The 26,269-nt window shown below is 42.3% G+C and carries 27 protein-coding genes; 4 read left to right on the top strand and 23 right to left on the bottom strand.

Going from position 1 to position 26,269, the window contains the following annotated elements; all coding sequences use genetic code 11:
* The first annotated feature begins 11 nt into the window (after positions 1-11).
* Together ABWY16_RS17780 and rfbC are read left to right on the top strand one after the other, a co-directional pair.
* Positions 12-314, top strand: a complete 303-nt coding sequence (locus ABWY16_RS17780; RefSeq protein ID WP_353906008.1) for a DUF4286 family protein — start codon at positions 12-14, stop codon at positions 312-314.
* A gap of 4 nt (positions 315-318) precedes the next feature.
* Positions 319-873: a dTDP-4-dehydrorhamnose 3,5-epimerase gene (gene rfbC / locus ABWY16_RS17775; protein ID WP_353906007.1), complete on the top strand. Its 555-nt coding sequence runs from the start codon at positions 319-321 to the stop codon at positions 871-873.
* 366 nt (positions 874-1,239) lie between these two features.
* Here rfbC and ABWY16_RS17770 read toward each other — a convergent pair whose 3' ends face one another.
* The 20 genes from ABWY16_RS17770 to ABWY16_RS17675 all read right to left on the bottom strand — a co-directional run bounded on the left by ABWY16_RS17770 (position 1,240) and on the right by ABWY16_RS17675 (position 21,320).
* Positions 1,240-2,082: an OmpA/MotB family protein gene (locus tag ABWY16_RS17770; protein WP_353906006.1), complete on the bottom strand. Its 843-nt coding sequence runs from the start codon at positions 2,080-2,082 to the stop codon at positions 1,240-1,242.
* 2 nt (positions 2,083-2,084) lie between these two features.
* A complete protein-coding gene (locus ABWY16_RS17765; RefSeq protein ID WP_353906005.1) occupies positions 2,085-2,735 on the bottom strand; it encodes a DUF2461 domain-containing protein in 651 nt (216 codons plus the stop codon).
* On the bottom strand, positions 2,732-3,130 hold the full coding sequence (locus tag ABWY16_RS17760; RefSeq protein WP_353906004.1) for a DUF983 domain-containing protein: 399 nt from the start codon (positions 3,128-3,130) through the stop codon (positions 2,732-2,734). The genes ABWY16_RS17765 and ABWY16_RS17760 overlap by 4 nt, the downstream gene beginning before the upstream one ends.
* Before the next feature lie 11 nt (positions 3,131-3,141).
* Positions 3,142-3,390: a CAMCR motif-containing small membrane protein gene (locus ABWY16_RS17755; RefSeq protein WP_353906003.1), complete on the bottom strand. Its 249-nt coding sequence runs from the start codon at positions 3,388-3,390 to the stop codon at positions 3,142-3,144.
* 120 nt (positions 3,391-3,510) lie between these two features.
* Positions 3,511-4,083: a DUF420 domain-containing protein gene (locus ABWY16_RS17750; protein WP_353906002.1), complete on the bottom strand. Its 573-nt coding sequence runs from the start codon at positions 4,081-4,083 to the stop codon at positions 3,511-3,513.
* A 46-nt stretch (positions 4,084-4,129) separates the two neighbouring features.
* A complete protein-coding gene (locus ABWY16_RS17745) occupies positions 4,130-4,843 on the bottom strand; it encodes an SCO family protein (RefSeq protein WP_353906001.1) in 714 nt (237 codons plus the stop codon).
* The gene (locus tag ABWY16_RS17740) at positions 4,840-5,199 is read right to left on the bottom strand and encodes a cytochrome C oxidase subunit IV family protein (protein WP_353906000.1); all 360 of its coding nucleotides are present in this window, start codon (positions 5,197-5,199) and stop codon (positions 4,840-4,842) included. Before ABWY16_RS17740 ends, ABWY16_RS17745 begins: the two co-directional genes overlap by 4 nt.
* 19 nt (positions 5,200-5,218) lie before the next feature.
* On the bottom strand, positions 5,219-5,926 hold the full coding sequence (locus tag ABWY16_RS17735; protein WP_353905999.1) for a cytochrome c oxidase subunit 3: 708 nt from the start codon (positions 5,924-5,926) through the stop codon (positions 5,219-5,221).
* A gap of 30 nt (positions 5,927-5,956) precedes the next feature.
* Positions 5,957-6,547, bottom strand: a complete 591-nt coding sequence (locus ABWY16_RS17730) for a cytochrome c oxidase subunit 3 (RefSeq protein ID WP_353905998.1) — start codon at positions 6,545-6,547, stop codon at positions 5,957-5,959.
* 9 nt (positions 6,548-6,556) lie between these two features.
* Positions 6,557-7,459 (bottom strand): heme o synthase, encoded by a 903-nt coding sequence (gene cyoE / locus ABWY16_RS17725; RefSeq protein ID WP_353905997.1) that lies wholly within the window; start codon positions 7,457-7,459, stop codon positions 6,557-6,559.
* A 17-nt stretch (positions 7,460-7,476) separates the two neighbouring features.
* Entirely contained in the window at positions 7,477-8,535 is a 1,059-nt protein-coding gene (locus ABWY16_RS17720; protein WP_353905996.1) for a COX15/CtaA family protein, read from the bottom strand.
* Between the two features lie 89 nt (positions 8,536-8,624).
* Positions 8,625-10,523 carry a cytochrome c oxidase subunit I gene (locus ABWY16_RS17715; RefSeq protein WP_353905995.1) on the bottom strand — a complete coding sequence of 633 codons (1,899 nt, stop codon included), beginning with the start codon at positions 10,521-10,523 and terminating at the stop codon, positions 8,625-8,627.
* 20 nt (positions 10,524-10,543) lie between these two features.
* Entirely contained in the window at positions 10,544-11,800 is a 1,257-nt protein-coding gene (locus ABWY16_RS17710) for a cytochrome c oxidase subunit II (protein WP_353905994.1), read from the bottom strand.
* Between the two features lie 66 nt (positions 11,801-11,866).
* Positions 11,867-13,084, bottom strand: a complete 1,218-nt coding sequence (locus ABWY16_RS17705) for a quinol:cytochrome C oxidoreductase (RefSeq protein ID WP_353905993.1) — start codon at positions 13,082-13,084, stop codon at positions 11,867-11,869.
* Positions 13,085-13,097: 13 nt separating this feature from the next.
* On the bottom strand, positions 13,098-13,682 hold the full coding sequence (locus ABWY16_RS17700) for a c-type cytochrome (RefSeq protein WP_353905992.1): 585 nt from the start codon (positions 13,680-13,682) through the stop codon (positions 13,098-13,100).
* Positions 13,675-14,211 (bottom strand): DUF3341 domain-containing protein, encoded by a 537-nt coding sequence (locus ABWY16_RS17695; RefSeq protein WP_353905991.1) that lies wholly within the window; start codon positions 14,209-14,211, stop codon positions 13,675-13,677. The genes ABWY16_RS17700 and ABWY16_RS17695 overlap by 8 nt, the downstream gene beginning before the upstream one ends.
* Before the next feature lie 2 nt (positions 14,212-14,213).
* Positions 14,214-15,686 (bottom strand): NrfD/PsrC family molybdoenzyme membrane anchor subunit, encoded by a 1,473-nt coding sequence (gene nrfD / locus ABWY16_RS17690; protein ID WP_353905990.1) that lies wholly within the window; start codon positions 15,684-15,686, stop codon positions 14,214-14,216.
* 23 nt (positions 15,687-15,709) lie between these two features.
* Positions 15,710-18,739, bottom strand: a complete 3,030-nt coding sequence (locus ABWY16_RS17685) for a TAT-variant-translocated molybdopterin oxidoreductase (RefSeq protein WP_353905989.1) — start codon at positions 18,737-18,739, stop codon at positions 15,710-15,712.
* 49 nt (positions 18,740-18,788) lie between these two features.
* Positions 18,789-20,087, bottom strand: coding sequence for a c-type cytochrome (locus ABWY16_RS17680; RefSeq protein ID WP_353905988.1), 1,299 nt, complete (start codon positions 20,085-20,087; stop codon positions 18,789-18,791).
* A 252-nt stretch (positions 20,088-20,339) separates the two neighbouring features.
* The gene (locus ABWY16_RS17675; protein ID WP_353905987.1) at positions 20,340-21,320 is read right to left on the bottom strand and encodes a deoxyhypusine synthase family protein; all 981 of its coding nucleotides are present in this window, start codon (positions 21,318-21,320) and stop codon (positions 20,340-20,342) included.
* 211 nt (positions 21,321-21,531) lie between these two features.
* Between ABWY16_RS17675 and ABWY16_RS17670 the strand changes: the two genes are divergently transcribed.
* On the top strand, positions 21,532-22,662 hold the full coding sequence (locus tag ABWY16_RS17670) for a BamA/TamA family outer membrane protein (protein ID WP_353905986.1): 1,131 nt from the start codon (positions 21,532-21,534) through the stop codon (positions 22,660-22,662).
* On the opposite strand, the gene ABWY16_RS17665 is transcribed toward ABWY16_RS17670, so the two are convergent.
* Positions 22,659-23,441, bottom strand: coding sequence for an O-methyltransferase (locus ABWY16_RS17665; RefSeq protein WP_353905985.1), 783 nt, complete (start codon positions 23,439-23,441; stop codon positions 22,659-22,661). The two genes, ABWY16_RS17670 and ABWY16_RS17665, sit on opposite strands and share 4 nt — an antisense overlap.
* A gap of 41 nt (positions 23,442-23,482) precedes the next feature.
* Here ABWY16_RS17665 and ABWY16_RS17660 point away from each other — a divergent pair, with 41 nt between their 5' ends.
* Positions 23,483-24,352, top strand: coding sequence for a transglutaminase-like domain-containing protein (locus tag ABWY16_RS17660; RefSeq protein WP_353905984.1), 870 nt, complete (start codon positions 23,483-23,485; stop codon positions 24,350-24,352).
* Here the strand turns inward: ABWY16_RS17660 and ABWY16_RS17655 are convergent.
* Positions 24,349-25,263 (bottom strand): alpha/beta hydrolase, encoded by a 915-nt coding sequence (locus ABWY16_RS17655; protein WP_353905983.1) that lies wholly within the window; start codon positions 25,261-25,263, stop codon positions 24,349-24,351. The two genes, ABWY16_RS17660 and ABWY16_RS17655, sit on opposite strands and share 4 nt — an antisense overlap.
* The coding region (gene prfB, locus ABWY16_RS17650) for a peptide chain release factor 2 (protein ID WP_353905982.1) at positions 25,263-26,269 on the bottom strand (1,007 nt) is incomplete at its 5' end. The genes prfB and ABWY16_RS17655, both read right to left, overlap by 1 nt.

Genomic DNA, 26,269 nt, shown 5'->3' with positions numbered 1-26,269 from the left:
ATCTTTGTTTCATGTTACTATACAACGTTACCCTGATTATAGAGGATGCTTCTGAGGAGGCATGGCTTCAGTGGATGCAGGAAGAACATATCCCGGAAGTTATGTCGACCGGTATGTTTGTTTCCAACCGATTATTAAAAGTGATAGACTCTCCGAATGAAGGGGTTACTTACTGCGTACAATATGTTGCACAGTCCCAGGAGGATTATGACAGTTATCAGGAACAATTTGCACCTGCCCTGCAGGAAGATTTAAACAACAGGTTCAGGGACAAATTTGTCGCTTTCAGAACTCTTATGGAATACGTAGCATAATCATATGAATTTTATACCAACACCAATAGCAGATCTGTTTATCATAGAGCCAAAAGTATGGAAAGATAACAGGGGCTATTTTTACGAAAGCTTCAGCGGCCGCGCTTTTGCTGCCCAGGGCATTGAGGCCGATTTTGTTCAGGATAACCAGTCTTTTTCCCAGAAAGGGACTTTACGGGGGCTCCATGCACAGGCTGCGCCATTTGCACAAGGTAAACTGGTTCGCGTAATCCAGGGTAGTGTACTTGATGTTGCTGTGGACGCAAGAAAAGATTCTCCTACATATGGTCAGCATTTTAGCCTTGAACTCAATGGTGATAACCACAAACAGCTATGGGTGCCGCCAGGATTTCTGCATGGTTTTCTGACGCTTGAAGATGATACTATTTTTACTTATAAGGTAACTAATTATTACGATAAGGAGTCTGAAGTTGGTGTGATCTGGAATGATCCTGATTTAAATATCAACTGGGTTGCCGATTTAAATCCTGAAGAACTTCTGCTCTCAGACAAGGATCTTGTATTGCCGGCTTTCAAGGATTGGGCAAGTCCTTTTTAACACCTGTTGTCTGAATGACCTTTGGCTTCATCTTTCTTGATTTTTTTTCGAGAGATCATCTGAATTAAAAGATAAGGATTACTCTATTTCGCCTGCATGGTTTTGCAAAGCAAAACAACGCTAGGTCGAAATAGAGTAACCCTCATCTTTTTAATAGATTTTGTATCGGATTTACTAAACGGATGCACAATTTATGTGCACAGGGCATGGTGTATAATGTATGAAGCGGGATTGGTCTTTCAGGCCATGCTACAGATTAGCTCAAAACAACTGACTCCTTTTATCGGTGCCTTCTGGGGCAGGCAGTATCGATACAAGGAATCAGTTGTTTGCAAGGCAAGGGTAAACCCCAAGCTCCCGGCAATATTACTGTTTGATCAGATTATACAGCTCATCCAGTTTAGGGGACAGCACAATCTCAATCCTTCTGTTCTTACTCCGTCCTTCTGGAGTAGTATTGGCCTCTAATGGCTGAAACTCTCCTTTACCCGTAGCAGTAAGCCTGATCCCTGGCACCTTTTCAGCCTCTGTAAGGAAACGTACCACTGAAGTAGACCTCAGTACACTCAGGTCCCAGTTATCTTTGATCTGCCCAAGGTTATTGATTTTCTGCGAATCTGTATGGCCTTCAACAGCGATAATAATTTCAGGTTGTTCCTTTAGAACTTTTGCCAGTTGAGATAAGGCCTGTTTACCTTTCTCATCAATTACAATACTGCCGGATGGGAAGAGCAGCTTATCCGTCAGGGATACATAGACCTTACCATTTTTCATTTCTACGGTCAGCCCGCTTTTGGTAAAGCCAAGCAAAGCCTCCTGTAATTTTTCCTTCAGTTTATTTGAAGCCTCATCGCGTTTGCGCAAAACATCCTCCACTTCTTTTAAACGCTGTTCTCGTTTTTTAAGGTCCTCAGATAGTTTACCGATTGTTGTTGAGCTGTTGCTCTTTAATTTCTTGTAATTTCCATCAATATCCTCGTATTTTCCTTGCAACTCATTTAACCTTCCGTTCAAGTCGGCAGTATCACGTCTCAACTTTGCTGCTGCTTTCTCCAGATTGCTTCCGGATAACTGTGATTCCGACCAGCCATTATTCAGCGAATCCTGTCTTGCCAGTAAAGCTTTGTATTTTTTAGGGGATAAAACAACACAGGATGTAAATGCGCTGCCAAGTAAAGCAACCGCCACAAACAAAAATATTCTCTTCATGATTATTGTACTACGGCTCTTTTCAAAAACTGAACGAAAGGGTAAACACCCTCAAAAGCCTTTTTTAAATGGTTAACTATTGATGGTTTAAATAACTCCTCATCACTGATCGGGAAGGAAGCGATAAAACTTTTAAGCTTTAAAAGCTCAATTTGCGGATGCGAAGGATCGTATCCCTTTGGCGCTTTTTTCAAAGAATCCTCTGTACTCAGTGTAAACAGTGACGTAAACTTCTTATCCCCGGTGATTTCCAGAAATTCAAATGTGTTATAATCGATTTCTTCCCTGATATTCTTCAGGTCTGCCGCCTCCGGCATCCAGTATCCACCTGCAAAAAATGATTTTCCAGGTTGAAGGTGCAGATAGTATTCAGGGCCTTTATTGCCTTTTATCGAAAATGAAATTCCGTAGTTGTTTTTGTAGGGACTCTTGTTTTTACTGAACCTGATATCCCTGTATATCCTCATCAGGCATTTTTTAGGCTCAGTTTGAGTCTCGGGATCTACGGCCGATAATACCGGGATAATCTCAGCAATAAATGCAAGCACGTCGGCCTTCGCCGTTTCATAACGGTCTTTGTGTTGGGCAAACCACTCACGATTGTTATTTTCTACTAAGTCGGTTAAAAAAGCGAGAGTTTCCCGTTTGATCATGGTGTATCGTAATAGGCGTTATAACTAATTTTTGGTGAGAGCATATGCAGCAGGATTATCCTTGAGTAACGGTAGTTGAACGGTGACAGCATGAAGCTCATCCCAAAAATCACCCCTACATACAGCCAGAGAGAATCAAAATCAAGGTTCCCGCCTGAGAGGATATAGGTAGCAATTCCCGTGGTAATCATTTGAATCACGTTCATCGCATAACTCACATACATTGCCGCATAAAAGTATCCAGGCTCAATTTCAAAACGCTGACCGCAGTGGTCGCATGTTTCATTGGTTCGCTGAATATCAAATCCATACAGACTGCCAGTGAAAATATTCCCCCTTCTGCAATGGGGGCATTTTCCCTGAACCACCGCATACAGTTTCGAGGTTTTGTCCATATGCCCGGAAGCTATGAAGTTTTTGTTGCGTTGGTACGGTATTTCTTATACCATAATACGCCCAAAGCGCCAATCATCAGGTATGGAATAGCCATCAGGTACAATACACCGGAGTTGATTCCTTTAGCCTGTGTGTTGCCATTTTTAACGCCCTGCTCTGCATTGATAGTACACATTGCACACTGTGCAGATGCAGTCTTGATTCCTGTACCGGCAAATACGGAGATAAAGAGAATGAATATCAGGATTGACTTTTTCATAATTTTCTTTTAATAATAATGCGGGATGCTTACACCACAATCATATCCAATGTTACAAATATACTCATTAAACGAATAACCATGATCTTAATTACATAAGCTCAATGTAAAAACACCAGGCTAGAAATTGTAATAAGGAGAGATCATCAGGTAAACAATCACCCCGGTGACTGCTACATATAACCACACAGGATAAGCCCATCTCACAATCTTGCGGTGACGCTCGATCTGCATGCTAAAGCCATGCAGAAAGCTGATCAGGATAAGTGGAAGAACAATCACCGCCAGCATAATGTGTGTAATCAGGATCACAAAATAAATCATTCGCGAAGCCCCTACTGCAGCAAGCTCTGCCGCAGATAAAATCCCGTTATGGTCTATATCCCCGTAGCGGGTATCTTTCTCATAAAGGTGAAAAAGTATATAAAATACCAGGAAAAAAGCCGACAGGATAAAGGTGATCACATTTGTGATCTTGTGCGCCTGAATCATTTTTCGTTTGATAAAGATCAGTGACAGGATCAATAATACTGAGCAGACTGCATTGATACCTCCAATGATATGTGGCAGAAGATAGATGAAGGAAGGTTTTGTAGCTGGTGGCGGTACAACTTTTAATACAACCACTACTACAAGAACTACGGCTGTCACTATCCAGATCAGTCGCAGGAAAAATTTATCATTTATATTCATTTGTATATTTTATTCGGATGAAAACACATCCCTTTATCATTCAGAATTAAACAGGTTCTTTGGCTCTTCTGGCCCGTAATTCTTCGGCAACCAATACCTTGACTTCATCATTCAGTTTGGAGAGTGCTTCCTGATTGGTCGCATCATAATATCCCCTGATGCGGTGCTGAGGATCAAGCAGCACAAACAGATTGCTATAGATAAACTTACGTTCTCCCTTATCAAAGTCCTGATGGGCATCAATGAACAGGCCCTCGTTGATCCAGTTGTATACAGCTGTACTGTCTCCCGTCATCAAGTCCCATTTACCGGCTTTTGCACCCAGCTTGGCAGCATATGGCTTTAACTCCGAAGGACGGTCCGTCACAGGATCTATACTAAGACCAGCGAGCCGTATCATATTGTTGGTACCGTAACTCTGTAAATACGCTCCCATAGCCTTGTTGGCAAACTGCACCGCATAATTATTGCCTTTGGTATAGAACAGGTTCAGCACAATAATCCTTCCCCTGAAACTTCTCCAGCTCAAAGTATCGGCTTCCTGGTTTACAAATCTGAAATCAGGCAGTTTGTGATAAATCGTATCCGGAATCTTTTTCCCGTGGAAAGTATGATACGTTGACGCTACTGCTTTGGGACCAAAAAAAGGCAGAGGTTTATATCTGTTCTTGCCCTGGTGAACAAGCTCATAATATAAAAATCCCGGTACCGCTAAAATGGCTACCAGGATTAATACTTTTTTTATTGAAGCAAGCTTCATGAATGAAGAGTCATGTGTACGTGCAGGTAACCGCCTTCAATTAACATCAGCGTAATAAAATAGATGATGAAAATGAATGCCAGTCCCATTGATAATTTCAGACCTGTCTTTTCAAACTTAAGGTGCATAAAGAAAGCTACAATGTAATAAGCTTTCAACAGCGTTAATAAGATGTAAGCAATATTACCGGCAGTACGGGGAACCATACCTTTTGGCAAAATCACCAGTGCTATAATAAATTCTACTACAGTTATTCCCAGTAAAATAAAGAATACCTGCCAGATTTTTGATTTACTCAAGCCAGCATGTTCATCATGCTCGTGGCCATCTGTTGTGTGTATGTGTTGTTCAGACATAATATATTTTATAAGGAATTTAAACTAAATAGAAGAAGGTAAATACAAATACCCATACCAAATCCACAAAGTGCCAGTACAGACCTACTTTTTCTACCATCAGATAGTGACCGCGTTTTTCAAAAGTACCATTAATAGTCATGCATAAAATGATGATATTGATGACTACCCCACTGAAAACGTGGAACCCGTGGAACCCTGTGATCGTAAAGAACAGATTAGCAAACTGCTGAGCAGCAACATTAGATACCGGGCCTGTAAAGAATTCCTGCAGTTTTTCTGCGTCAGGAATAGATCCCCACCAGAAACCTTCATGGTGAAGGTGAGTCCATTCCAAAGCCTGACAGCCCAGGAACATAAATCCACCAATGATCGTAGCGATCATCCATCCTACAACCTGGCTTTTCGCACGTCTGTGCCCAGCCTCAACAGCCAATACCATAGTTACCGAACTCATGATCAGGATAAAGGTCATGATACCCACAAATACAAGTGGTGCGCCGGAATCCTTGATACCAGGAATCGACTGAAATACGAGATCAGGATTTGGCCAGGTAGTTTTAGAGAAACGTTGGGCTCCGTAATAAACTAATAGCGAAGAGAAGGTAAACGCATCAGATAGCAGGAAAAACCACATCATTAGTTTTCCATATTCTATCGACCATGGTGAACGGCCGCCACTCCATGGAGTAGTCTTTACCTGATCTAATTGTGATAATGAATCCATTTTGAAAATTGTAATAGTTTGTTAAAAAGTCTAACTGTTCAAAAGTAAAAAAACATACAGATATATCCACAATATATCTATAAAATGCCAAAATATAGAAGCGATCTCGATACGATAAACCGCTTTTTGTGCCGGAACATTGGTAAATGCGCCGTAAAGACTAATCCCGATAAAGCAAAGGCCCGCAAAAATGTGCAGTAAGTGCATTCCTGACACGATATAAATCAGGGAGATCGCAGCGTTGTTGTTTACCAGCGTAGCGCCTGTCTGATACAATTCAGACCACGCCCCTACCTGGAAATACGCAAAGACCAGACCCAGAACCATTGTGGCCGACAAAAATATCTTCTGCGACTGGATATTCTGGTTACGTACTGCCTTGGCTGCAAAAAACAAACAGATGCTGCTCAATACGAGTACCGCAGTGCTGTAAACAAATACATCAGGAAGAACCAATCCGTGTCCTTTACCCTTTGATGCCGCAAACACAATATAATAACTTGTAAATCCCCCAAACATAATCGTAGAGGAAACTACAAACAGCCAAAGTATAAACTTTTTGGCCTTCAGCGAAGGTGGAACCTCGGGTTCCAGTTCTCCATGATTTAATGTATGTACCATATAAAAACTCTATTTACCTATAAAATCAAACAATAAAATCAACTGCACTAAGGGTATATAAAAGAATGAGCAGAACATTACCTTACGTGCACTGTCAATATCCTGCTTCATCAGTAACTTAAACGCCAGCCATGCAAATATCAGCCCTGCGATCACTGAAAATCCCGCGATGTAATAACCACCGAATTTGTAAATGGTTGGTAACAAACTAACAGGTATCAGTATTATTGTACTGACAAACACAAAAGCGGCACTTATCTTATCTCTTTTCTTTGTTGGCAGCAACCTGAAGCCTGCTTTTTTATAATCATCATCCAGTACCCAGGCGATAGACCAGAAATGCGGAAACTGCCATACAAACTGCACTAAAAACAATATCCCTGCAATTTCATAATCTACCGGCATAAAATGCCTGATATGGCCTAATGCTGCGAGGTAACCAATCAGTGGTGGCAATGCACCTGGAATAGCTCCTACAAATACTGCAATAGGAGATTTCCTTTTTAAAGGAGTATATACAAATGCATATAACAGAATTGAAAATACGGATAGTAAACCGGTTTCCAGGTTGAGTTTCCCAAGCAGCCATGTGCCCAGCATACCCATGATTAAACCCATTACCAGACCCTGCCCCGTAGTCATCCTGCCGGCAGGCATAGGACGATCCATTGTACGGGTCATCAGTTTATCCAGATCAACCTCAATAATCTCATTAAAGCAGTTTGCTGCAGCAGTAACCAGAAAACCACCCGCTACAAGAATGCCCCAGTTGCCCCAGTCAATCCCGGGAACCTCTCCGCGGGCCACCTGCATTCTCGAACCAATCAGAAAAGTGATCGATGCTGAAAATACGACCAGGAACGTAAGCCTGAATTTGATGAGTTTGGATAAATCTGAGAAAAATAATTTCAATTCTTATTTGTTTAATATTACTGATTATAAGTATTAGTCCGGTAGACCAGCAGATAAAGATAAAACTGCAGGGTAAACAAAACTGTTGAGAACACTAAATGTATGACCTGGGTTACCGGGGGCAGCGCAAAGTTAGACAATAATAGGCCACTTGCAATCTGAATTAACAAAACGATCAGGATTGAGTTACCAAGTCTTAGCTCAGTAGCCTTTCCCCCGAAGCGGTTCATCACAATCTGGTAAACAAAAACATTGACTATTGCTACGAAGATCGCCAGGTCCCTGTGATAGGAAAATACCTGACCTGCCTGTCCTACCCACGTTGCGCGGTTAGCATACAGCAGTTTCTTTGAGACCATATCAATAGCTTCCCTGACTTCTGTACCCAGTGTAATCTGAATTACGCTCAGTACAATAGCTGCCAGGATCAGTATCTTTAGCCAGATCACCTTAGACATGATCACGGTTTCCTGTTTATAAAGCGTATCCGTATAATAATAGGTATACACCAGGATAGCGAGAATAACGAGTGCCAGCAACATGTGCAGCGTCACTATCCAGGCCAGCAGGTTTGTAGATACTACAATAGATCCCAGCCAACCCTGAAAACCGACTATTATCAGATTCAGAATACTGAGCACAACAACCCTTTTAGCTTTCTTCCGGTAAGTGAATGACAATACTACCAATACGATCAGGAGAAAGCCCGTCGCTGCACCAGTCAGCCTGTTGATATATTCAGTATAGGTCTTAGCTACATTAAAAGTTTCAGGAACTGTGATTGTCTGATCGCGGCGGATACTGTCAGCTATGTCAGTCCTTCCCATTTTGTCCAGCAAGCGGGCAAAACGTTCATTCTTTTTCATCCTCCCGGCCACATATTTTGCTTTGTAATCCTTTGGCAGCTGGTCAACAGCTGTTGGCGGGATATACTGGTCAAAACACTTAGGCCAATCCGGGCAACCCATACCAGAACCAGTGCTCCGTACTACGCCCCCCGCAAGGATGAGCACTAACGTCACGATGATTGTAATCAGGTTTAGCCGGATAAATCTATGTTCAGATTTAGGAACCATGGGTATAGTTATGTTAAAAAAAATGAGGTTACTGATTTAAGTATATACTCAAGCAGGTAACCTCATTGTATATTTTTTAAAGCACGGGATTAATGAAAATGCACGTGAGTTTTTTCAGGGGCATTTTTAGCATCCCACTCTCTCTGGATACGCTCAGATTCAGCATTACCTTCGAAATCGTGCGGCATGTTTGATAACATTGTCTCAGAGTAAGGAACAGTCTGAGGGATAAAATCTTCCTCAGCACCTGGTTTACTGTAATCATATGGCCAGCGGTGTACTGTTGGAATTTCTCCCGGCCAGTTACCGTGGATATGTTCTACCGGTGTAGTCCACTCTAATGTATTTGCTTCCCAAGGGTTTTGCGTCGCTCTTTTACCGAAGAAGATCGAGTAGAAGAAGTTGAACAGGAAGGCCACCTGAGCCAGGGCTGCAACAATCGCAGACCAAGTTACAAAGATATTTACTGTTACCCATTTCTGCATGAATTCAAATTCAGTGAAAGCATAGTAACGTCTAGGAACACCATCCAAACCTAGGAAGTGAAGCGGGAAGAATACAAGGTATGCACAGATAAATGTAACCCAGAAGTGCAGGTAACCTAATTTGGCGTTCATCATTCTGCCGAACATTTTTGGATACCAGTGATAAACACCTGCAAGCATACCAAAGATAGCAGCAGAACCCATTACAAGATGGAAGTGGGCAACAACGAAGTAAGTATCATGAAGGTTAATATCCAGTGATGCGTTACCAAGGAAAATACCTGTTAAACCACCAGAGATAAAGAAGGATACCATACCGATTGCACATAACATCGCAGGAGTGAACCTGATATTACCGCGCCATAATGTAGCAAGGTAGTTGAAAGTCTTAACAGCAGAAGGAACCGCAATAATCAGCGTAGTGATCATGAAGACCCCGCCCAGTAATGGATTCATACCTGTCACAAACATGTGGTGACCCCATACGATAAATGAAAGAACAGTAATACCGATCAGTGAGTAAACCATTGCATGGTAACCAAAGATTGGTTTTCTTGAGTTTACAGAGATTACTTCAGATGAAATACCCAAAGCAGGCATGATTACGATATAAACCTCAGGGTGTCCCAGGAACCAGAATAAGTGTTCCCATAAGATTGGTGAACCACCTTCATTTGGCAATACCTGGCTGCCCATTACGATATCAGATAAATAGAAACTTGTTCCAAAACTACGGTCAAAAATCAGTAACACCACACCCGCTACAAGAACAGGGAAAGAGAGTACACCAAGGATCGCAGTGAGGAAGAACGCCCAGATAGTCAAAGGCATTTTCCAAAGGTCCATTCCTTTGGTACGCATGTTTAATACAGTACTTACATAGTTGATACCACCCATTAGCTGTGATACAACAAACAGCACCATACTTGATAACCATAAAGTCATACCTAATCCAGAACCCGGGATTGCTTTAGGCAATGCCGACAGTGGCGGATAGATTGTCCATCCTGCACTTGCAGGACCAGTCTGGATGAAGAATGAACTCATCATGATGATACATGCAATAAAGAAGAACCAGTACGAAAGCATGTTCATAAAGGGCGAAGCCATATCCCGTACCCCAAGCTGGAGCGGAATCAGTAAATTACTGAAAGTACCGCTTAGTCCTGCAGTCAGTACAAAGAATACCATGATGGTACCATGTATTGTTACAAGGGCCAGGTAAAAATCAGGTTTGATCCTTCCTCCTTCAGCCCATTTTCCAAGGAATGTTTCCAGAATAGGGAAACTTTTATCCGGCCAGGCCAGCTGAATACGGAATAAGATAGACAATCCCATTGCAATAACAGCCATAACGATACCAGTTATCAAAAACTGTTTAGCGATCATTTTGTGATCCTGGCTAAATACGTACTTCGTTATAAAAGATTGTTCGTGGTGCCCATGATCGTGATCGTCATGGTGACCGTTGTTATGTGTATCGTGTAATGTTATAGTTGACATAATGCGCTATTCCAGTATAATTATTTTTTTAAAGCCGGTTTATTCATTGCTACAGCAGACGAGTCCTTTGCAGGCTTAGCTGTGCTGTCAGCAGGAGCTGCTGCAGGGGCTGCTGCGTCAGGTACAAGAGGCAATTTGAATTCTTTTCTCAAATCGTTATTGATGAATTTAGGTTGTTTTACTACCCATGCGTCATATTCAGCCTGAGAAACAACTCTGATTACCTTTTTCATGTTATAGTGACCTGATCCACAGATTTTAGAGCAGTAAAGCAGATACTGAAATGCAGGATCATTAACTTTAGCCTTCATATCTTCTGAAGTGATGGTTGGAGTGAATTCAAAATATGAAGTCATACCCGGCACACTGTTCAGCTGAACCCTGAAATGCGGCATGTATACACTATGTACAACATCCTTACTGGTGATGATCAACCTTACTGGTTTATTTACCGGAAGTACCATTTCATCAGCATTCTGGTCATCAAGATTGTTTTTATCATTGAAATCCATACCCAGCCCGTTTGTTCCGGTGATCAGTTTGTAGTTTTTCAAACCTACTACACCGTCAGCACCAGGATAACGTAAAGTCCACTGAAACTGCTGAGAAGTAAGCTCAACACTTAATGGTTTATTGTTAGGATCCTCGATTTTATAGAAAATTGATCTCCAGGTTAAAAAACCCATCAAAACCAATACAGTTAATACCAATGCAGGCACAATTGTCCAAATACGCTCTAAAGCATTGTTATGCGGATAGTAGTACGCTTTTCTTTTTCCTGAGTTTCTGTAGAAAAATGAGAACAGGAACAGGGCTATATGCGTTCCGATGAACACGATGGTAGTCAGGATCAGTGTGATGTTAAACATCGAGTCGATCTTTTTACCGTGCTCAGAAGCAGCATCTGGAAGAAGCATATGTCCATGAACAGTATATTCAAAATAAACCCCTACCAATCCAGCGATTAAGAAAAGGACGAAGATCACACCGTTAACAGTATTCCAGTTGATACTGTCTGGTTTGTCCTGCGCTTCACGTGTAAGTTCGTACACCCTGATCGCTTTTCCAACGATTGCTACAAATAAGCAAAGCAGGAGAAATAACATGGTATAGAATGCAACCGACTTATAGATCGGAACCATATCAATTTGTTTCGGGGCGGATGCAGCGGCGCCGGCGGCTGCTTCTTGTGCAAATGCGCTGGTATTTGCAAATACAGTAACGAGTACTGCCAGGGCCGCCATTGTCTTATTGCTTATAAATTTTCTTAAACTCATTTTCTTAAAAGTAGTACGATGTACTTCTACTATACTATTAATTTATATACTCTCTAATCCAACCGGTTACAAATGGTGATTCAGACTCTCCGCTAAGAGAGGGTGATTCTTTGCAATCAGTGGTTTCTTACTTAATGCAGTCAGTACTGTAAAGGTAAACAAGCCTATAAAACCAATAGCTGTTCCTATTTCAATTATTCCGAATCCGTTAGTGCCATCTTCAACTGTACCTGGCATAATCATCTGGTAATAATCAACCCAGTGACCACAAAGTACGATAATAGATATTGTTAACAAGATATTTTCCTTCCTTTTGTTGTCGCGGTCCATCAGTAAAAGTACCGGTGCAAGGAAGTTCATTACCAGATTCAGGAAGAACCAGATCTTATAAAATTCAAATCGTTTGTAAAAATACACAGTTTCTTCCGGCATGTTTGCATAATAGATCAACATAAATTGAGCGAACCATACATAAGTCCAGAAAATAGAGAATCCAAAGATAAACTGTCCCAGGTTGTGCAGGTGACTGTTATTTACCCATTGCATATAACCTGCTTTTCTTAGCAGAATGATGATCACTGCCATCGTTGCAAGACTGCTCACCCACATTGCTGCAAAGTTATACCAACCGAACATTGTAGAGAACCAGTGTGCTTCCAGTGACATCACTGTATCAAAAGCAAAGATTGGCGTAGTAAATCCGTAGATCACCAAAAATATACAAGAGTATTTAAAACTTTTAGTGTAAGAGTTTAAACCTCCTTCCAGATCCTCATTGTTAGACAATTTGGTAAGCAACATAGAGAATATGCTGTAGATACCCAAGAAGATCACCTGGCGTCCCATAAAAAAAGGAACGTTAAGGAAAGCAGACTTACCATCGATCAGTTTATCGTAGTTAGGGCTGCTAGGATCAGTTAAGCCATCTGCATGCCAGTGGTGATAAAGGTTATGTGAGTACAAACCTGCACCAATTACGGCCAGCAATATAACTACTGCAATCGGCAGTGTTTTAGCCATAGCTTGCGGTACACGCAGGATAGAAGCTGACCATCCCGCCTGCGCGACAAACTGAACAGCTAAAAAGAATGTGCCCGACATACATACACAAGCAAAGTAATATGCCATCAGTAACAGGTTACCAAAGGTGCGCTCATGAAGTTCATGATCAGAAAAACCATAAGCTATACAAGCGATACCGATTACGATACCGACTATACTTAAAGTCTTAGCCTTCCCAGTAAACTCAAACTGCTCAGTTAAATTATAATTGTGAGTTCCCATCTATATCTGTTTTCTATTGTATTTGTTGTAATTGTTGAACATACATCACCACTTTCCATCTTTGATCAGGTGTAAGTTGTGAAGCATGTGAACCCATGTTATTTAAACCGTACATGATAGTATGGTAGATCTTTCCTTCAGACAGGTCTTTCATCATACCACCACGTGAGGATGCTGCATCACCATGGTAAGACGGAACACCCTGGAATTTTTCAATCTGAACCAGGTGGCCTTTACCATCACCCTGATCACCGTGACAAGGGCTGCAGAACACAGTGAAGTAATGTTTACCTGACAACAGGTTCTGCGGAGATTTAGCCAATGGGTTTTTAAGGTTTACACCAGCTGCTTCGTATCCTTCTTTAGTATTTGCATACTCATATTTCACAAATCCAATCGGATCTGTATTTGGAGGAGGAGTCTGATTGGTCAGTCCGTCTGCAAAGTTCTTATTCGCCTTGTTTGGCTTATAAGCAACATTGTCATACATATTCCTTGCATACTCTAAACCTCTGCTCTCTTTGTCCCTGCATGCTGAAAGCGATGCAATAACGCTAAGAACAACACAAGAGGCCAGAACTATTTTATTCTTATTCATAGCTAACATACTTCCTTTCATTGTGCTTAACTTCTATAGCACCAGCGTCTTTTAATAATTCATCAATTTTACTGTGTTCAGCATTTATCTGTGCGTCAACAGCGATAATAAATCTATCATCAGTAGCTCTTAAATCCATCACCCTTGGCGCTCTTCCTGGGAAAAGATGGGTTGAGGCATAATAAGATAATACCAATCCAAATGCAGTAAACAAAATGGTCAGCTCAAACATAATCGGAATAAAATCCGGCAATGCGAAGGCAGGTTTACCACCTATGTTGTTTCTCCAGTCTACAACGGATGTAAGGTAGATCAGCGCAAATGCTGACACTGTTCCTGTGATCCCGCAGAAAAAAGCGAGGATATCCAGTCTGGACCTTTTAACTCCTAATTTGGCTTCAATGCCGTGAATTGGCATAGGCGTATACACATCGTGTATCTTAATGTTGTTTTCCTGCAACTTTTCGATGCCATGCATCATTTCGTCCGGATCGCCAAAACTGCCTAAAATATATTTGATATTACTCATTGTTATATTTTTGCGTAATCTTCATGTTTAACACTATCGAATTTCTCTAACGACTCTACGTATTCTTTAACGTGAGCCTTGTCAAGGTGACCTTCTTTGATCTGAACCAGCTTGGCCTGCTCGCTTGAAGATTTAAGCAACAGCTTAACCTCCGCAATCGCGATTGAAGGAAGAACCCTCAGGAACAACAGGAATAATGTAAAGAATACCCCGATTGAACCAACAAACACGCCTGCATCTACCCAGGTTGGATAGAACATTGCCCAGCTTGACGGAAGGTAATCACGGTGAAGTGAAGTCACGATAATTACAAAACGCTCAAACCACATACCTACGTTTACTACAATCGAAAGAATCCAGGTAGCAGGAATGCTCAGACGGATCTTTTTGAACCAAAGCAACTGCGGTGAAATTACGTTACAGGTCATCATCATCCAGTATGCCCACCAGTAAGGACCGGTTGAACGGTTGACGAATGCGTATGCTTCATATTCCGAACCTGAATACCAGGCGATAAAGAACTCAGTTATATAAGCCACACCCACAATAGATCCTGTAAGGATGATAATCTTATTCATCGATTCAATGTGGAACATGGTGATATAGTCCTCAAGACCCAGCACCTTACGGGCAACAAGTAATAGTGTCAATACCATCGCGAATCCTGAGAAAATCGCACCAGCCACAAAGTATGGAGGGAAGATCGTTGTATGCCATCCTGGTATTACAGATGTCGCAAAGTCCATTGATACAATCGTGTGTACTGAAAGTACCAGGGGAGTTGAAATACCTGCAAGGATCAGAGACACAGTCTCAAAACGCTGCCATGTTTTTACGTTACCGCTCCATCCGAAAGAGAAGATCGAATAGATCTTGCGGCGTAAGCCGGTAGCACGGTCACGGATAGTAGCGATATCAGGAAGTAAACCTGTGTACCAGAATAATAATGATACAGAGAAGTACGTCGAGATTGCAAATGTATCCCACACCAGTGGTGAGTTAAAGTTTACCCAAAGTGATCCGAACTGGTTTGGCAATGGGAATACCCAATATGCCAACCATGGACGGCCCATGTGAGCGATAATGTATGTAGCGGCACAGATTACGGCAAAGATAGTCATGGCCTCTGCCGACCTGTTAATTGAGTTTCTCCAGTTCTGACGGAAGAGCAGCAATACTGCAGAAATCAATGTTCCTGCGTGACCGATACCTACCCACCATACGAAGCCGGTGATATCCCATGCCCATCCTACAGTCTTGTTCAGACCCCAGGATCCAATCCCGTTCCAGAAAGTATAACTTACTGAGACTACCCATAGCAGTGCGCCGCAAACGGCAAAGATAAATCCTATCCACCACGCCTTGTTGGGCTTGTTCTCAACCGGGTCCAAAATATCATTCGTAATTTTTGCATACGTGATATCCCTTCCGGTGATCAGTGGTTCTCTTAATATTGATTCCTTATGTCCTGACATAATGTATTTTCTTTAATATCAGCTTACGCTATTGTTGTTGGTGAATCTGTGTTTCTAATTTTAGTCATGTAACCTATACCTGGCTGAGTGTTTATCTCTTCAAGAACATAGTAGATACGCTCGCTTCTCAATGCTTTCGAAACTTCTGATTCCGGATCATTTGCATCACCAAATACAATTGCATTTGCTGAACAAGCTTGCTGACATGCCATTTTGATATCACCGTCTTTTAACGGACGTTTTTCAATTTTAGCCTGCAATTTACCAGCCTGGATACGTTGGATACACATAGAGCATTTCTCCATTACCCCTCTTGAACGGGCAGTAACATCAGGGTTAAGCACCAGTTGGGTAAACTCGTTGTTCAGGTAGTTATCAAAACGTGAATCATTCCAGTAGTTGAACCAGTTGAAACGACGAACTTTGTACGGGCAGTTATTTGCGCAGTAACGTGTACCAACACAACGGTTATAAGCCATCATGTTTAATCCGTCTGAAGAGTGAGTGGTAGCCAGTACCGGACAAACAGTTTCACAAGGAGCGTGATCACAGTGCTGACATAACATCGGCTGGTGAACAACAGTCACATTATCAAGGTTCTCCATATGGGCGATCTCTTTTTCTTCAGATACGCTCTTATCACCTTCTTCATAGCTGTAGTAACGGTCGATACGGATCCAATGCATCTCTCTGCGTCTGCGAACCTCATCACGGCCTACTACAGGAATATTATTTTCTACGTTACAGGCAACGATACAAGAACCACAACCTGTACAGGCGTTCAGATCGATTGCCATTACCCAGTTGTTTCCAGGTTTTTCGTATTTATCCCAAAGATCGTAAGATTTATGTCCTTCTTCTTTTTTACCAGTTCCTGCAGCAGCGTTTTTCTTGTATTCAGCAAAGGTTGCTTCACGAATAATATTTCTGCCTTCGAACGAATGGTGAGTCTGGGTCTGTGCAAGCTGGTAAGTACCACCAGTTTTGCTGATCGTTACCGTAGTTGCATATTGTAATGTTCCATTGCTGAAGCTCAGGAAAGGAAACGCATTTTTACCAACGTTGTCACCAGCCTTACCTACTTTGGTACGTCCGTATCCTAAAGCGATAGAAGCAGTTCCTCTTGCCTGTCCTGGTTGAATCAGAACCGGCAGAATGATAGCGTAACCATTGCTTCCTTTAACCTCAACAAGATCAAATTCTGCAAGGCCTTTTTCTTCAGCGAATTTAGGTGCCAGGGCAACATAGTTATCCCATGTTACCTTTGATACCGGATCAGGTAATTCCTGAAGGAAGGCATTGTTTGCATGTTTACCATCACGCATTGCAGCACTTTCATAAACATGAAGTTCGATATCTTTGGCAAGAGCTTTACCTGCACTAAGAACTGAAGGCGCTACTGCTGCCAGTGATAAACTGAAGGTATATGTTCCTGCTGGTCTGGCCGGGGCCGAGAAAACACCAGTTTGTAACAATTCGTTCCACGTTTTACCAATACCAGGTAAGATATTTTTCTCCCAGTTGTTACGTACGTACTGGAAATATTCTTTAACCGGGGCGTTAGACCAGATCAGTAAACTTTGTTCTGCCTGACGTGAGTCGAAGACAGGATTGATCGTTGGCTGAACAATCGAGTAGGTACCTTCATAAGAATTTGCGTCTCCCCAGCTTTCAAGGTAGTTCTGACCAGTCGCGATAACATCACAAAGAACAGAAGTTTCATCCTTACGGTCTGAGAAGGAAATTTTTAAGGGCACTTTACTCAAGCCATCTGTAAATGCTTTTGAGTTGGATACGTCATATGCAGGATTGGAATCAAGGAATAAAACAGCTGCTACTTCACCTCTGTTCATTTCGTTTTGCAGTTCTGCAAACTCAGCATCATTTCCTGCGTAACGTTTAATCGGGTTATCAAGGTCAATAGTTGTACCGTAACTTCCGATGGCAGAGTTGATAGCGTTTACAAGAATTTGCGTAGAAACATCATTTGATCCGCAAACAACAAGCGCTTTACCCTTCTGCTGCAATAATTCTTTACCAGCCAGTTTTAATGCTTTTTCAGCAGTAACATTGTTTGGCAAAGCACCACCTGCGAGATTTGCACCAGTAATCGCATTATATAAGGTTATCAGTGCAGCACCCTGCTCTGATAATTTAATTGGTACACGTGTATCGGCATTCGTACCTGTCATACTCATTCCAGCTTCAAACTGGAAATGACGTGACATTTTACCTTTTGCCAAAGATTTGTGGTTCCTGTTAGTCATGTACTGAGAAGTAAATTCTTCTCCGCTAATCCATGTTCCCAGGAAGTCAGCTCCAAAACTTACAATCAGGTCTGCCCTGTTAAAGTTATATTTTGGAACAACAGCTTTTCCGAAACTATTCTCGTTCGCTTTGATGATACCTGTATAAGATACAGCGTCATACTGAACATGTTTAGTTGTTGGATAGGCAGCAATAAAGTCGGCCACTACCGCAAGTGTAGAAGGACTGTATACAGATGAAGAAACGATACGGATTTTCTTACCCGAAGCTTTAGCTTTTGCCAGTTCGGCACTTACAAACGCATCTACTTTAGACCATGTGGCTTCCTCATTCTTTAAAACCGGAGTTTTAAGTTTTGAAACATCATATAAATCTAAAACTGAAGCTTGTGCAATTGCATCTGTACCATTGTTAAACTCACCTGCATTAGGATTCGGTTCAATCTTAATAGGACGGCCTTCTCTGGTTTTAACCAATATACTCTGCCCTTTGAAACTGGATACATAGTAATTCGGAACGCCCGGGATTACTTCTTCTGGTTTGATCAGGTAAGGTACTGATTTGTGTATCGGAGCAGGCTGGCAAGCTGCCAGTGAAACCGCACCAAGACCAAAGCCTAAGGCTTTTAAAAAGTCACGGCGCGGGGTTACTGTACTTAACCCTGCTTCATTTAAAACATCTTCTATTGGAAGCGGCTCTGCGAATTCGTTTTTGTTACTTTCAACAAAATCGGAGGTCTTGTTAAATTCCTCTAAGCCTTTCCAGTATTTTTTATTGCTTTCCATTTAAGCTATATTACTGTTTATCGAACGTTCTTTTTATTAAACTCTACTATTAATAGTGACATTTGCCACACTCTATTCCGCCTAAAGCCGCAGGTGTCAATTTCTCACCTTTTTTGATTTTCTCATGCGCAGCAATAATTTTTGTATAGAAAGCGTTGTCTTTCACCTCTAACTTTGTGTCTCTGTGACAGTTTATACACCATTTCATGGTCAGAGGAGAATACTGATAGATCTCTGCCATAGTATTCACTGGTCCGTGACAGGCAAAACATACCGGCTCGTTTGGTTTCAGACCTTTTTCCTTACGGATAGCTTCTTCAGCTACAACAACGTGTTGTGAGTGGTTAAAGTAAGCGAAGTCCGGAAGGTTGTGTACCTGAACCCATTCAATTGGTTTTTCTTTAGACTTGTCGTAAGTCATTTTATCCGCATCGTAACCCAGTGCATTGTAGATCTTCTGAATTTCAGGAGAAATATTACCATCGTGGCTGTCTCTTGCCTGAACAGCTTTGTGACAGTTCATACAAACGTTAAGCGATGGGATAGTTGCATTTCTGGATTCGAATGCGCCAGCGTGACAGTACTGACAATCGATCTGGTTTACACCAGCGTGCAGTTCGTGCGAGAATTTAATTGGCTGAGTTGGCTGGTAACCAGTGTTGACACCAGTATTCCACATACCCATCCATCCCCATGAACCTAAACTGATCACTAAACAAAGGATAAAGAAGAAAACGAATTTTTTGTTCTTGAACAACCTGTTGATACCGGCAGCCATTGAAACACTTTCCTCTTCTACTAATACCACACCCTGTTTCTGAAGGATCAGACGTTCGAGCATTTTAATTGCGCGGCCTAAGATCACCAATACAGCGATTGAGATCAGGATAATTGCAACAACGCCTGCAAGAGAGAAATCAGATACTTCTTCTGAAGCACCAGCTCCGGCTCCGGCAGCATCACCTGCTTTTTTCGGCTCACCTGCTTTAATGTATGCAAGGATGTTTTTGATATCAACCGGAGTTAATGTCGGGAATGCAGTCATCTCTGCATTAGGATTCCACTTAGACTCTGCCACTGCTTCTTTATCACCTGATGCGATAAATGCCGGAGCATTGTTAATCCATTTAATCAAAAAGGCTTCGCTCTTCAATGGAATGGCTGTCTGCAGTGCAGGACCGATTAAATCGCGGTCCAGAGCATGGCATGACGTACATTTTTCTTTGAAGATCGTTCTTCCCGCTGCTGCGTCTTGTGCTTGTGTACCTGAAACGATTAAAACAGATAGAGCCGTAACCATGAATGCCGACTTCCAAACTCTTCTAATGATCAATGAGATATTCCTCATAATGAGTATTTTATGCTTTATTTTAAAAAACTGTAACAACCGCAATTGATGTTTAAACTTCTGTTCTCCGTCAAAGCGTCCACAAAAGTAAAATTTATTAATTTACCAATGACAAAGAAATGACAGTAAATACAATTTATAATCATTCTAAACATTGCCTTTTTTATGCTTTAAACGAAGAAAATCAGCATTTTTTCAATTTTGCTGATTTTCTGATCCCCTCTTTTTTTTAGGAAAATTTGGAAGTTATAATTACATTTTTAATATCCATGCAAAAATCAGGGGAGCTACTATTGTCGCGTCAGACTCCACGATAAATTTGGGCGTATTGATGTCAAGTTTCCCCCAGGTGATCTTCTCATTTGGCACAGCTCCTGAGTATGAACCATATGAAGTAGTGGAGTCAGAGATTTGGCAGAAGTAACTCCAGAAAGGAATATTTTCCATTTCCATATCCTGATATAACATTGGTACCACACAGATCGGGAAATCGCCTGCAATACCCCCACCAATCTGGAAGAAACCTATTCCCTTACCGCCGCTGTTGGCAATATACCAGTCCGCCAGGTAGCCCATATATTCAATTCCACCTTTCATGGTCGTAGCTTTAAGCTCGCCTTTCATCACATATGATGCGAAAATATTTCCCATTGTAGAATCTTCCCATCCCGGTACAACAATCGGAAGGTTTTTCTCCGCTGCTGCCAGCATCCATGAATTCTTAGGATCAATTTCGTAATATTGTTCAAGATCACCGCTCAGCAGCATCTTATACATAAACTCATGCGGGAAATAACGCTCCCCGGCATCTTCTGCATCTTTCCAGATTTTGTGAACGTGTTTCTGCAGACGCCTGAAAGCTTCTTCTTCAGGAATACAGGTATCAGTTACGCGGTTGTAATGGTTCTCCAGGAGGTCCCACTCGTCCTGCGGACTCAGGTCACGGTAGTTAGGCACACGTTTATAATGTGAATGGGCAACAAGGTTCATGATATCCTCTTCCAGGTTGGCACCTGTACATGAAATTATTGCAACCTTATCCTGACGGATCATCTCAGCCAGTGAAATACCCAGCTCTGCCGTGCTCATTGCACCGGCAAGGGTGATCATCATTTTACCGCCTTCATCCAGATGTGTTTCATAGCCCTTGGCTGCATCCATCATTGCCGCTGCATTGAAGTGAAGGTAATGCCCCTCCATGAATTTAGATATTGGTCCTCTTGTTACGCTCATTTTATATTGTTTTTTTATCAGCCGCAAAAGTAGCAAATAATATTAAAAACATTTGTCGGTGCAGGTTATCAAATAGATAAAACCAAGTACAGTACTTATACGTTATTTTAACAGTAGTATCCGGGGCTCTATATTAACTGTTCAGAAAGATAATTCATTTCAAATGTTTAATTTGGCGGATTCGTACCTATTATAAAGCGTTAAACAGCGAATGAAAAAACTCTTATTCTGTAACCTCCTGCTGCTCTCTGCCCTGTCCGGCTTCGGACAAATGAAACTGATCAAACGTATGTTATCAGAAGACATGGACACCACCCGTAAAGCCAGCTTTATGCCGCTCCCCTTTCTGAAATATTCTCAGGAAGTAGGAATGGAATTTGGCGTTGGCGCATTATATTCTACCTATCTGGATAAAGCCGACCCGCTGAACAGGAGTTCCAACTTTGCAACGATCCTATCCGTTTCTACCAAAAAACAATATAACGTTACCCTTAAAGGAGATATCTGGACTAAAGGCAACGACTTCCATATTATTGGGGATCTGCGTTTGCGCAGTACACCTTTTGATTTCTTCGGCATCGGAAATCAAACTCTGGCAGCCAACAAAGACAGGGTTGTACAGCACCAGATAAGGACAGGCCTTGATGTAGAAAAAAATATCTTTCCCTTCGCCTATACCGGCGTATCCATATCCTTTGAAAGAAATACCTTCAGAGACGTAGATGCAGGGGGCATTTTAGATACTGACCCCCGCGTTCTGGATAAAACCGGTGGGAGCGTAGGTTACCTGGGCGTATCACAGACATACGACACAAGAAATTCAAATAACTATCCCACAAGGGGCTTCTTTGGCAGGGTTACTTACCAGTATGCTCCTGATATCTTTGGAAAGGACGATTTTAGTGGCAGCCAGATTCGCGTGGTGCTCAAAAACTTCTGGCCGGTTGCCAAAAAGCTTGTTTTTGCTGTAAACGGGATCTTTTATACCATTCAGGGTAACAATACACCCTTTTATTTACTGCCCCAGATGGGCAATGAAGACATTATGCGCGGTTATTATGCCGGGCGGTACAGGGATGAAAATCTTATCGCCGCACAAACCGAACTGCGTTACCGTTTCAGTAACCGCTTTGGCGTAGTGGTTTTCGCTGGTGGCGGACGTGTATTTCAGAATGGGGATTTCTCCCTGAAGCAATTTAAACCATCAGTAGGTGGCGGAATGCGGTACTTCTTTGATCCGGCCAAAGGCCTGAGCGTAAGGGCAGATTATGGTATCGGGGAAAAACGCCCGCATGAAGCCAGGCAATCAGGCTTTTACCTGAGTCTTGCAGAAGCCTTTTAAAACTTAATCTTAAAGTGCTCCTTAGCCTGTCCCTTTTTAAAGTAAACCAGCCCGATCCAGAACAGATCAATTGTTACCCTTACATCAGGATGGCTTTTGATCTCTTCCCAGGCTTCTTTCATGCCTTTGCTCCAGTAGATATCGTCAAAGATCAGCAGCGAGTCTTCATGTACCTTGGGCAGGCACCACTTAAAGTAATTTAACGTAGCGTCCTTCCGGTGGTTCCCGTCAATGTAAACAAAATCCAGTTTGGGTGTTTCCTCAATTACCCTGGGCAGCAGTTCATCAAAATTTCCTACCTGCAGTTCTATATTTTCCAGTTCAAGCTCCTGAAAATTATTATAGGCCTTTTTTGCCGTTTCAGGACAGCCCTCAATAGTTACGATATCTGCTTCCGGAGCAGCTTTGGAGAGATAAGCAGTAGTTATACCCAGACATGTTCCCAGTTCCAGAATGGTTTCGGGCCCGGTGTTTTTAGCCAGACGGTAGATCAGCTGTGCCAGTCTTGGGGTCTTGAGGGCATTTTTCGCGATCTCTCTGACTTTTTTGGTACGGTTCTTATTCAAATGAGAGCCGGCGCCGAGATCAGTCACCGTAATAACGGTATCGTCATTTAAAAGTTTTTTTCTCTGCGCCTCAATACCAATATAATCGGTTTTGGAGTTAAAATCGTAAATTACCTCATCAACCAGTTTGTATACAAAAGGTGAGTGGGTACCATGCCTGCTTTTAGCAGTTAAACGATGCTTCAGATAATCGCTGAAAAATTGTAAGACCATAAAGCAAAAATAGGCAAACACAACATTGTAATTCGCATTTAATGGAAAATAGTACAGAAATAAGCGCATTGGTAAAATTACTGGACGATCCCGATCCGGAAGTTTTCTCGCATGTCAGCGACCGGCTGCTGGAACACGGGAATTCTGTGATCCATTTCCTGGAAACAGAATGGGAAAAATCCCTGGACACCCTATTGCAGGAAAGAATTGAAAATCTTGTCCACCAGATCCAGTTTAACAGCGTAAAAGAAGATCTGAGTCTCTGGTATCAAAGCGGGGCATTCGATCTTTTACAGGGAGCCCTGGTAATTAACCGCTATCAATACCCTGATCTCGACGAACAAAAGATAATTAACCAGATCGAGGAGATCAAAAGGGAAATATGGACCGGCCTCCAGTATGAAATGAGTTCTGTTGAAAAGATCAAACTGATCAATCATATCTTTTACAATATCAACGGCTTCGGCGGCAATACCAAAAACCACCACGATCCTCAGAATTCCTATATCAATCAGGTACTGGAAACAAAAAAAGGCAATCAGATCTCACTGGCTATTATTTATTCTACCATTGCGCAAAAGTTGGATATACCTGTTTATGGCGTAAACCTGCCACAGCATTTTATACTGGGATATATTGATGAAAGTAAAAGGGATGACAATGAATTTGGGGTATTGTTTTACATCAACGCCTTTAATAAAGGTGCAATCTTTGGCAAACACGATGTGGATCAGTTTCTGCGCCAGCTTAACCTGCAGCCGCTTCCGGGTTTTTATGCCCCATGCAGTAACGTAGAGATCATCCGCAGAATCATCAGGAACCTGATTTCCTCGTATGAGAATCTCGGCTCGGCAGAGAAGGTAGAAGAACTGAAAGAATTACAGGAGATCCTGCTGAACAGCAACCTTTAAAGTTTATTAGCTTTCATCCAGTTCTGCAGGCGCTCAAACCAGTCGTCCGATGTAGTCTTGTTATGCAGGCCAAAACCGTGGCCTCCGCCCTGATAGAGATGCATCTCCGCAGCAACTTTGTTTTTCACAAGTGCCTCGTTGAATAAAATACTGTTTCCAACAGGAACAGCATTGTCATTATTTGCGTGAACCAGAAAAGTTATTGGCGTCTGGGCATCTACATGTTTTTCATTGGAAAAATACTCTTTCTGCTCCGGGGTACCGTCAGCTCCAATCAGGCTTTTGACAGATCCCGCATGAGTTGGTGCAGTGAAACTGATCACCGGATAAAGCAGTATTGCAAAATCTGGCCTCAGGCTTATCTTTTCTTTGTTTTCTATTTTACTGTCCCTATAATGTACCGTTAATGAAGAGGCAAGGTGTCCCCCGGCAGAGAAACCCATGATTCCTACTTTTGCAGGATCAATTTTCCATTTAGCTGCATTTTTGCGCAGCAGATAGATAGCCTGTTCTGCATCCTGCAATGGACCAAAGGACTTATCCACCATAGTAGTATCATCCGGAAGACGGTATTTCAATACAAAGGCAGTTATGCCATTCTCTGTAAACCTCCTCGCTACTTCATCTCCCTCATGCCCGATAGCAAGGTGCTGATAGCCACCGCCAGGACAAATAATTACGGCTGTGCCGCTGCCTTTGCCCGCAGCAGGCTCGTACATGGTAATAGTAGGGTGAAAGACCTTAGAAAGGCCTGTCACCTTACCATCTTTTACTGTTTGTATTTCCTTATAGGATGCAGGCGCAGCCTTTGCTCCGGGTATCGCTCCCGGGTACAGCTCTACAACCTGCTGTGCTTTCAGTGTCTGCAATCCAATCATAAGTCCTAAACTTAACAGCCAAAATTTTCCCATTAGAATTCCATTAAATATGCCTTTAAAAAGTCGTTAAGCTCCCCGTCCAGTACCGCCTGTGCATTTGAGGTCTCATAATTCGTCCTCAGGTCCTTCACCAGCTTGTACGGATGCAAAACATAGTTCCTGATTTGGGAACCCCATTCTATTTTCATTTTTGAACCTTCAACGGCAGCAGATGCTTCCATCCGTTTGCGCATCTCGGCTTCATACAATTGCGATTTCAATAACCGCAATGCATTCTCCTTGTTCTGCAGCTGTGATCTTGATTCCTGGTTTTTAATCACAATGCCCGAAGGCTTGTGGTACAAACGCACAGCAGTCTCCACCTTATTTACATTCTGTCCGCCGGCACCGCCTGAACGGAAGGTCTCAAATTCAATATCCGCGTCTTTTATCTCAATTTCAATCGTATCGTCCACCAGTGGATAAACGTATACAGAAGCGAAAGATGTATGACGGCGTGCATTGGAATCAAAAGGAGATATACGCACCAGCCGGTGTACCCCGTTTTCCCCCTTCAGGTATCCGTAAGAAAAGTCTCCCGCAAACTGTAATGTAACAGATTTAACCCCTGTTACCTCACCCGCCTGGAAATCCTGTTCCGTCACCTTGTAACCATTCTTCTCGCCCCACATGATGTACATCCGCATCAGCATGGCTGCCCAGTCGCAGCTTTCCGTACCACCGGCACCGGCAGTGATCTGCATCACCGCGTTCAGCTGGTCTTCCTTGCTGCTGAGCATATTTTTCAACTCCAGGTCTTCGATCAGGTGCAGGCATTTTTCAAACTGCTCTTCCATCTCTTCTTTTGTTGCATCTCCTGATTGCAGGAAATCAAACAAGACCTGTGTATCTTCAAATTCGGCATTCACTTTCTGCCAGGCATCTGTCCATACCTTTTTAGAATTCATTCCTGCCAAATGCTTTTCGGCCTTTTTGGGATCATCCCAAAAATCCGGTTGTAAGGTAAGCTCCTGTTCTATATAAATAGCTTCGAGTCGTG

Source organism: Pedobacter sp. (assembly GCF_040513095.1).
Taxonomy (GTDB): domain Bacteria; phylum Bacteroidota; class Bacteroidia; order Sphingobacteriales; family Sphingobacteriaceae; genus Pedobacter.
Note: the sequence above shows the minus strand (reverse complement) of the source record. Positions and strands in the feature narration are given on the sequence as shown.

Coding starts and splice junctions, on each gene's coding strand:
- ABWY16_RS17710 (WP_353905994.1), bottom strand. CDS start 11,800: ATGAGTTTAAGAAAATTTATAAGCAATAAGACAATGGCGGCCCTGGCA.
- ABWY16_RS17735 (WP_353905999.1), bottom strand. CDS start 5,926: ATGGATTCATTATCACAATTAGATCAGGTAAAGACTACTCCATGGAGT.
- nrfD (WP_353905990.1), bottom strand. CDS start 15,686: ATGTCAGGACATAAGGAATCAATATTAAGAGAACCACTGATCACCGGA.
- ABWY16_RS17660 (WP_353905984.1), top strand. CDS start 23,483: ATGGAAAATAGTACAGAAATAAGCGCATTGGTAAAATTACTGGACGAT.
- ABWY16_RS17765 (WP_353906005.1), bottom strand. CDS start 2,735: ATGATCAAACGGGAAACTCTCGCTTTTTTAACCGACTTAGTAGAAAAT.
- ABWY16_RS17740 (WP_353906000.1), bottom strand. CDS start 5,199: ATGTCTGAACAACACATACACACAACAGATGGCCACGAGCATGATGAA.
- ABWY16_RS17715 (WP_353905995.1), bottom strand. CDS start 10,523: ATGTCAACTATAACATTACACGATACACATAACAACGGTCACCATGAC.
- ABWY16_RS17750 (WP_353906002.1), bottom strand. CDS start 4,083: ATGAATATAAATGATAAATTTTTCCTGCGACTGATCTGGATAGTGACA.
- ABWY16_RS17670 (WP_353905986.1), top strand. CDS start 21,532: ATGAAAAAACTCTTATTCTGTAACCTCCTGCTGCTCTCTGCCCTGTCC.
- ABWY16_RS17685 (WP_353905989.1), bottom strand. CDS start 18,739: ATGGAAAGCAATAAAAAATACTGGAAAGGCTTAGAGGAATTTAACAAG.
- ABWY16_RS17705 (WP_353905993.1), bottom strand. CDS start 13,084: ATGGGAACTCACAATTATAATTTAACTGAGCAGTTTGAGTTTACTGGG.
- ABWY16_RS17745 (WP_353906001.1), bottom strand. CDS start 4,843: ATGAAGCTTGCTTCAATAAAAAAAGTATTAATCCTGGTAGCCATTTTA.
- ABWY16_RS17720 (WP_353905996.1), bottom strand. CDS start 8,535: ATGGTTCCTAAATCTGAACATAGATTTATCCGGCTAAACCTGATTACA.
- ABWY16_RS17730 (WP_353905998.1), bottom strand. CDS start 6,547: ATGGTACATACATTAAATCATGGAGAACTGGAACCCGAGGTTCCACCT.
- ABWY16_RS17760 (WP_353906004.1), bottom strand. CDS start 3,130: ATGGACAAAACCTCGAAACTGTATGCGGTGGTTCAGGGAAAATGCCCC.
- ABWY16_RS17655 (WP_353905983.1), bottom strand. CDS start 25,263: ATGGGAAAATTTTGGCTGTTAAGTTTAGGACTTATGATTGGATTGCAG.
- ABWY16_RS17780 (WP_353906008.1), top strand. CDS start 12: ATGTTACTATACAACGTTACCCTGATTATAGAGGATGCTTCTGAGGAG.
- ABWY16_RS17680 (WP_353905988.1), bottom strand. CDS start 20,087: ATGAGGAATATCTCATTGATCATTAGAAGAGTTTGGAAGTCGGCATTC.
- ABWY16_RS17770 (WP_353906006.1), bottom strand. CDS start 2,082: ATGAAGAGAATATTTTTGTTTGTGGCGGTTGCTTTACTTGGCAGCGCA.
- ABWY16_RS17700 (WP_353905992.1), bottom strand. CDS start 13,682: ATGAATAAGAATAAAATAGTTCTGGCCTCTTGTGTTGTTCTTAGCGTT.
- ABWY16_RS17695 (WP_353905991.1), bottom strand. CDS start 14,211: ATGAGTAATATCAAATATATTTTAGGCAGTTTTGGCGATCCGGACGAA.
- ABWY16_RS17675 (WP_353905987.1), bottom strand. CDS start 21,320: ATGAGCGTAACAAGAGGACCAATATCTAAATTCATGGAGGGGCATTAC.
- ABWY16_RS17665 (WP_353905985.1), bottom strand. CDS start 23,441: ATGGTCTTACAATTTTTCAGCGATTATCTGAAGCATCGTTTAACTGCT.
- ABWY16_RS17755 (WP_353906003.1), bottom strand. CDS start 3,390: ATGAAAAAGTCAATCCTGATATTCATTCTCTTTATCTCCGTATTTGCC.
- rfbC (WP_353906007.1), top strand. CDS start 319: ATGAATTTTATACCAACACCAATAGCAGATCTGTTTATCATAGAGCCA.